Annotated in this window: 6 protein-coding genes; 4 read left to right on the plus strand and 2 right to left on the minus strand. The window is 67.0% G+C overall.

Annotated features, from left to right (window positions below; translation table 11 throughout):
• The first annotated feature begins 62 nt into the window (after positions 1-62).
• From guaA to WBF82_RS05675, 3 genes are all read left to right on the plus strand, one after another.
• The gene (gene guaA / locus WBF82_RS05665) at positions 63-1,616 is read left to right on the plus strand and encodes a glutamine-hydrolyzing GMP synthase (protein WP_424382102.1); all 1,554 of its coding nucleotides are present in this window, start codon (positions 63-65) and stop codon (positions 1,614-1,616) included.
• Between the two features lie 131 nt (positions 1,617-1,747).
• Positions 1,748-2,434 (plus strand): hypothetical protein, encoded by a 687-nt coding sequence (locus WBF82_RS05670; protein ID WP_424382103.1) that lies wholly within the window; start codon positions 1,748-1,750, stop codon positions 2,432-2,434.
• A gap of 5 nt (positions 2,435-2,439) precedes the next feature.
• Positions 2,440-4,011 (plus strand): DNA polymerase Y family protein, encoded by a 1,572-nt coding sequence (locus tag WBF82_RS05675; protein ID WP_424382104.1) that lies wholly within the window; start codon positions 2,440-2,442, stop codon positions 4,009-4,011.
• Here the strand turns inward: WBF82_RS05675 and WBF82_RS05680 are convergent.
• A complete protein-coding gene (locus WBF82_RS05680) occupies positions 4,002-5,180 on the minus strand; it encodes an alpha-hydroxy-acid oxidizing protein (protein ID WP_424382105.1) in 1,179 nt (392 codons plus the stop codon). The genes WBF82_RS05675 and WBF82_RS05680 overlap by 10 nt on opposite strands.
• A gap of 60 nt (positions 5,181-5,240) precedes the next feature.
• Positions 5,241-6,284 (minus strand): nucleoside hydrolase, encoded by a 1,044-nt coding sequence (locus WBF82_RS05685; protein WP_424382106.1) that lies wholly within the window; start codon positions 6,282-6,284, stop codon positions 5,241-5,243.
• A gap of 192 nt (positions 6,285-6,476) precedes the next feature.
• On the opposite strand from WBF82_RS05685, the gene WBF82_RS05690 reads away from it, so the two are divergent.
• On the plus strand, positions 6,477-6,667 hold a 191-nt coding region (locus WBF82_RS05690), incomplete at its 3' end, for a hypothetical protein (protein WP_424382107.1).

The raw sequence follows: 6,667 nt of genomic DNA on the forward strand, positions 1-6,667 counted from the left end.
GATGCGTGGCGACCCGCTGCGCCCGGCTCTGCCGCGCTTGCGATCGCCACTACACTGGCTCGGTGGAGTCAGCTTCCCCCCGTCCGGTGCTGGTTGTCGATTTCGGCGCGCAGTACGCGCAATTGATCGCCCGGCGGGTGCGCGAGGCCCGGGTGTTCTCCGAGGTGATTCCGCACACCGCATCGATCGACGAGATCAAAGCCCGCGACCCGCAGGCGGTGGTGCTTTCCGGCGGACCGGCCAGCGTGTACGCCGAGGGCGCGCCACATCTTGATCCGGCATTGTTCGATCTGGGCGTGCCGGTGTTCGGCATCTGCTACGGATTCCAGGCGATGGCACAGGCCCTTGGCGGGGCCGTCGCGCGAACCGGCACCAGCGAGTATGGCCGCACCGAACTGAAAGTCGCTGGCGGTGAACTGCATTCGGATCTGCCCGAGACGCAGCCGGTGTGGATGAGCCACGGTGACGCCGTCACCTCCGCGCCGGACGGGTTCGAGGTGGTGGCGACCAGCGCCGGTTCGCCGGTGGCCGCCTTCGAGAACCGCTCCCGGCGGCTGGCGGGCGTGCAGTATCACCCCGAAGTCATGCACACCCCGCATGGGCAGCAGGTGCTCAGCCGGTTCCTGCACGAATTCGCCGGCATCGCGCCGGATTGGACGCCGGCCGGCATCGCCAGCGCGCTGATTGAGCAGGTACGCAACCAGGTTGGCGACGGCCACGCGATCTGCGGGCTATCCGGCGGGGTGGATTCCGCGGTGGCCGCCGCACTGGTGCAACGTGCCATCGGGGACCGGCTGACTTGTGTGTTCGTCGACCACGGGCTGCTGCGCGCGGGCGAGCGCGCGCAGGTGCAGCGCGACTTCGTCGCCGCTACCGGTGCCAACCTGGTGACCGTCGACGCGGCCGAGACATTCCTGGAGGCGCTGTCCGGGGTGACCAATCCCGAAGGTAAGCGCAAGATCATCGGACGGCAGTTCATCCGCTCGTTCGAGGGTGCCGTGCGAGATGCTTTGGGAAACAAAGAAATTGAGTTCCTGGTGCAGGGCACGCTGTATCCCGACGTGGTGGAGTCCGGTGGCGGCAGCGGGGCAGCGAATATCAAGAGCCACCACAATGTCGGCGGCTTGCCCGGGGACCTGAAGTTCAAACTCGTCGAGCCGCTGCGGCTGCTGTTCAAAGACGAGGTGCGCGCAGTCGGGCGCGAGCTGGGCCTGCCGGAGGAAATCGTTGCGCGCCAACCCTTTCCGGGCCCTGGTTTGGCGATCCGGATCGTCGGCGAGGTCACCGCGGCACGACTCGACACGCTGCGTGGGGCAGACTCGATCGCGCGCGAGGAGCTGACGGCCGCGGGTGTGGATCAGCAGATCTGGCAGTGCCCGGTGGTGCTGCTGGCCGACATCCGTTCGGTCGGTGTCCAAGGCGACGGCCGCACCTACGGCCATCCGATCGTGTTGCGGCCGGTGTCCAGCGAAGATGCCATGACCGCCGATTGGACCCGGGTGCCCTACGAAGTGCTGGAGCGAATCTCCACCCGGATCACCAACGAGGTCGTCGAGGTCAACCGGGTCGTGCTGGATGTCACCAGCAAGCCGCCCGGCACCATCGAGTGGGAGTAACCGGGCTTCTCGATTTCATAAGTTAGCTGGATCGTGCGCCGCTTGACGTTTGTCGGTGGGCAGGTGTTGACTGATTCTATCGAACATACATTCGAACATCATTGGTAACACCCGTTACACAGGAGGTGGTGATGACGGCGATTCTCGCCTCCGATCGGCCGCATCACACCCGTGCTGAACAGCTAAAACAGCTGCGGCGCCAAATGGCGGCGGTGGCGGGGGAGGTCGGCTCACCTCGGCACGCTCACACTCGCAGTCACACCGGCCCGGACGACCTGCTGCCGGAGTCGGAGACCAAACTGCCGATCCCGCAGCTCTTGGCTGATGTGCTGCCGGACGCGTTGCCACGGGGAACCGTTGCGGTGCTGTCAGGGGCCCGGTCGCTGCCGCTGAGCATGGTGGCCGCGGTGACGGCTGCCGGCGGTAACGCAGCCATTGTCGGCCAGCCGGATATCGGACTGCTGGCCGCCGTGGAAATGGGAGCGGATCTAAGCCGGCTTGCGGTGATCCCGGATCCAGGTGCCGATCCGGTGGAGGTGGCTGCGGTGCTCATGGACGGAATGGATCTGGTCGTGCTGGCTCTGGGCGGGCGTTCGGTGCCGCAGACCCGTGCGCGGGCGGTGGTGGCCCGCGCTCACCAGAAAGGCTGCACACTGCTGATCACCGATGGTGACTGGCAGGGGGCGTCGGTACGACTGGAGGCCCGGGTCTGCGGCTATGAGATCACCGCGAGTGAGCCCGGTTTCGGACGGATCGGCAAGGTGCTGCTCGACGTCTGTGCACGGGGACGGCGTATCAGGCGGATCCGGGCGGGGTAGCTGGCATGGCCTCCCGAGTACTGGCGATTTGGTGTATGGACTGGCCAGCAGTGGCCGCGGCAGCGGCCGCAGGCCTTCCCGCGACCGATCCGGTCGCCGTCACGCTGGCCAACCGGGTGATCGCCTGCTCATCGGCTGCCCGTTCGGCGGGAGTGCGGCGAGGATTACGGCGACGAGAGGCTGCGGCCCGCTGCCCCCAATTGCATGTCGTGACAGCCGATTCCGACCGCGATGCCCGTTTCTTCGAAGGGGTTATCGGGGCGGTAGACGATCTGGTGCCCCGCGCCGAGGTGTTGCGACCCGGGCTGTTGGTGTTGCCGGTGCGCGGGGCGGCCCGCTTTTTCGGATCCGAACAGCAGGCGGCCGAGCGGCTGACCGACGCAGTGGCCGCAGCCGGTGCAGAATGTCAGGTCGGGGTCGCCGACCAGCTGTCCACCGCGGTCTTCGCCGCCCGTGCCGGTCGAGTCGTCGAACCGGGAGAAGACGCGCGGTTCCTGTCGGCGCTGTCGATCCGGCAACTTGCCACCGAGCCCAGCCTGTCCGGTCCCGGACGGGACGAGCTAGCGGATCTGCTGTGGCGGATGGGAATTCGGACCATCGGACAGTTCGCCGCATTGCCGCGCACCGACGTGGCTTCCCGGTTCGGCGCCGACGCGGTAAGCGCGCACCGGTTCGCCCGCGGCGAACCGGAACGCGGACCGTCCGGGCGCGAGCCCCCGGCCGAACTGGATGCCGTGCTGCAGTGCGATCCACCGATCGACCGGGTTGATGCCGCGGCATTTGCCGGCCGCTCGCTGGCCAGCACGTTGCATGAGACGTTGATGGCCGCCGGGGTGGGGTGCACTCGACTGGCCGTACACGCCGTCACCGCCAACGGCGAAGAGCTGATGCGGGTGTGGCGATGCGCCGAGCCGTTGACCGAAGATGCCACCGCCGACCGGGTGCGCTGGCAGCTCGACGGGTGGTTGAACACCAGGACTATCGCGGACCGGCCCACCGCACCGGTGGCGCTGTTGCGGCTGCAGGCCGTGGAGGTGGTGTCGGCCGGTGCGCTGCAGTTACCGCTATGGGGTGGTCTCGGTGAAGAGGACAGGATGCGGGCCCGTCGGGCGCTGGTGCGCGTGCAGGGCTTGCTTGGCCCGGAGGCGGTGCAGGTTCCTGTGCTGTCCGGCGGTCGTGGGCCTGCCGAGCGGATTACGTTGACACCGCTGGGTGACGAGCCGGTGCCACGGGCAGATCCGGGTCGGCCGTGGCCCGGTCAACTGCCCGAGCCGTCGCCGACAGTGTTACTCGATGACCCAGTGGAATTGCTTGATGCCCAGGGTAACTCAGTTCGAGTGACCAGCCGCGGGTTGTTCTCCGCCGACCCGGCACGGCTGACATCTCGCGGTCGTGACGACCGGCTGCGTTGGTGGGCCGGGCCATGGCCGGTCGACGAACGCTGGTGGGATAACCGGCCTAGGGACGGAACGGGGCACAGTCGAACGGCCCGTGCCCAGGTCTTGCTGGAGGGCGAGCAAGCGATGCTGCTGTGCTACCGTCAACGGCGGTGGTATCTGGAGGGAATCTACGAATAAGCTTGCGCGCCATGGTATTCGACCGGTCGTAACGCCTCTGGTGTCAGATCCTTGAGCGAGGAGTACCCGTCGACGGCCATGATCAGGTCCGCTTCGGCCAGCAGCGAGCGCAGTACGTGCACGATGCCGTCGACACCGCCGAGCGCCAGACCGTAGGCATAAGGGCGACCGATGCCCACCGCGGTCGCTCCCATCGCGAGGGCCTTGATGATGTCGGCCCCGCTGCGAACACCCGAATCGAACAGCACCGGCAGCCCGTCGGCGGCCACGAGAACTCCAGGCAGGCAGTCCAGCGCCGGCAACCCGCCGTTAGCCTGGCGACCGCCGTGGTTGGAACAGTAAATGCCATCGGCACCAAGGTCTTTAGCGCGCCGGACATCGTCGGGGTGACAGATGCCCTTGACCATCAGCGGCAGACTGGTCTCCGCCCGGAGCCACTCCAGGTCGCTCCACCGGAACGGGCCACCGAAGATCGGCAGCTTGCGCACCGCGGCCTCGGTGGCGTCTTCGCCCGGTTGCAGTCCGGCGCGGAAGACCGGATCGGAGGTGTAGTTGCTCAGGCACCCGCTGGGCACCTGCGGGTAGTTCCCGGCGCTCAGGTCGCGCGGGCGCCACCCGGTCACCCAAGTGTCGAGGGTGACCGCGATGGCCTTGAAGCCGGCCGCCTCCGCGCGGTGCACCAGGCTGGTGGCCATCTCGCGGTCGGGGGGCGTGTACAGCTGGAAGAAGCCCGGGGTATCGCCGAGCTCCGGCGCGACATCTTCCATCGGGTCGGACGTGAGCGTTCCCACGAAGAACGGCACACCCGTGCGCGCAGATGCCCGCGCCGCGGCCAGGTCGCCGTGGCCGTCCTGCGCGCACACCCCGATGACGCCGATGGGTGCCATGAAGATCGGAGACGGGAACGATATCCCGAACAACTCGACCGACAGATCGCGCTGCTCGGGGGCGATTCCCATGCGGGGGAACAAACCCCAGCGCTTGAAGGCCTCGCAGTTGGCTCGCTGGGTGTGTTCGTCGCCGGCCCCGCCGGCGACGTATCCCAGCACTTTCGGCGGCATCGCGGCCGATGCTTTTGCCTCCAGCTCCTCGAATCTGATCGGATACGGCGGCTGCCGGCCGGCCTGTCCCTGCTCGTATAGCTCAGTCTGATAATCGACGAACGCCATGGACTTGCGGGTACCCCGCGATCAGTACACCAAACGCGTGGCCGTGCGTGACGAACGCGTTCAGCCGAGTTGCCGCGCGAAGGGCCCTACCCGGTCGATGAACCGGTCGAAGAACGTTGCCGGATCGACTCCAACACCGATCAGCGCGTTGGGCTTTCGACCCCAGCGTCCCGACCAATCGGTCACCGTCATGCCGCGGGTCAGCGTCCCCGTCAGCTCGACATCCACCGTCGCCTGCCTTGTTGCGAGCAGCGGCGGATCCAGTGCTACCGCCGCCGCCAGCGGATCGTGCAGGTGCGCCTGGTAACCGTGGCCGAGGTCGTAGTAGGACTCCAGATAGAACCGCAGCGCGTCCTCGATCACCCGAATCAGGGGGTTGGACGCCGACGACCGGGTGCCCCGGTCATCGTCGACGCTCAGCACGGTCGTCGTCGTGTCCGCAGCCGCCGCCAGCCTGGCCAGGATTTCCGGTGTTACCGAAATGTTCCGGGTCACGTCGAGGCCGCAGAGGATCGGAAGATTCTGCGGTTCAGCAGCTTTCACCTCTGTCGAGGCCCACGCGGCGAACACTTCCGCCGCCGCCTCGGGATCCACGCCGATGTTCCATTCAGCCACTGGATTGGTGTTGCCGCGGTAGTCATAGGCGCCACCCATGATCACCAGGCGACGCAGCAGCGTCGGCAGCTCAGGTTCTTTGCGCAGCGCCAACGCCAAGTTGGTCAGCGGGCCGGTGGCCAGCCCGATCAGCTCTCCCGGGTGGGCACGCGCCGCCTCGACCCACGCCGTCGCCGCATCGCTGCCGGTGAGCTGGCGTGACGTCGATGGCAAGTCCGCATACCCCAAACCCCTTGGCCCGTGCACTTTCCCGGCCGGAAGCGCGGGGGAGTTCAACGGGTGGTCGACACCTTTGGACACCGGCACGCCGTCGATCCGGCACAGCTCGAGCAGGCCGAGGTTGTTCTCACAGACTTGATCCACGCCGACGTTCCCGCCGGTCGACGCGATACCTACCAGGTCGGCCTCCGGGCTGGCCAGCAAGTACACCAGTGCGATTGCGTCGTCGACTCCGGTGTCGACGTCGGCGAATACCGGAGACGCGCTCACAGCGCTCACGATACCGAGACGCAAATCGTCCGCGGCAGAAGCCGAGGCGTTGCTGCGATCGCGGACGGTCGGAATCGCTGTTTTGGTCCTGGTAGGGAGAAATCGGCATACGGTGGCGATACCGAGCGCCCAAGGATTTTCCAAGGCGTTCGCTTCATCCTTTGCTTCCCTGGCTGGAGTCGGCACGGAACGTTGACAACAGCGGTTCGCGGAAGGTTCGCAATAGCCGAGAAACAACGCCGCGAAAGCGGTGACGAGGCGGAGGCGGCTAAAGCCGCGCCCGGGATCCCACTCGGTCTTGGGTTGGTCCTCGTCGGTGCGGCGGCGATGGCTATCGCGGCGTTTTTGCCGTTTGCGCAACCGGTTTACGGGCTGCCTGTTCT

It is taken from the genome of Mycobacterium sp., from assembly GCF_049673265.1.
In the GTDB taxonomy this organism is placed as follows: Bacteria; Actinomycetota; Actinomycetes; order Mycobacteriales; family Mycobacteriaceae; genus Mycobacterium.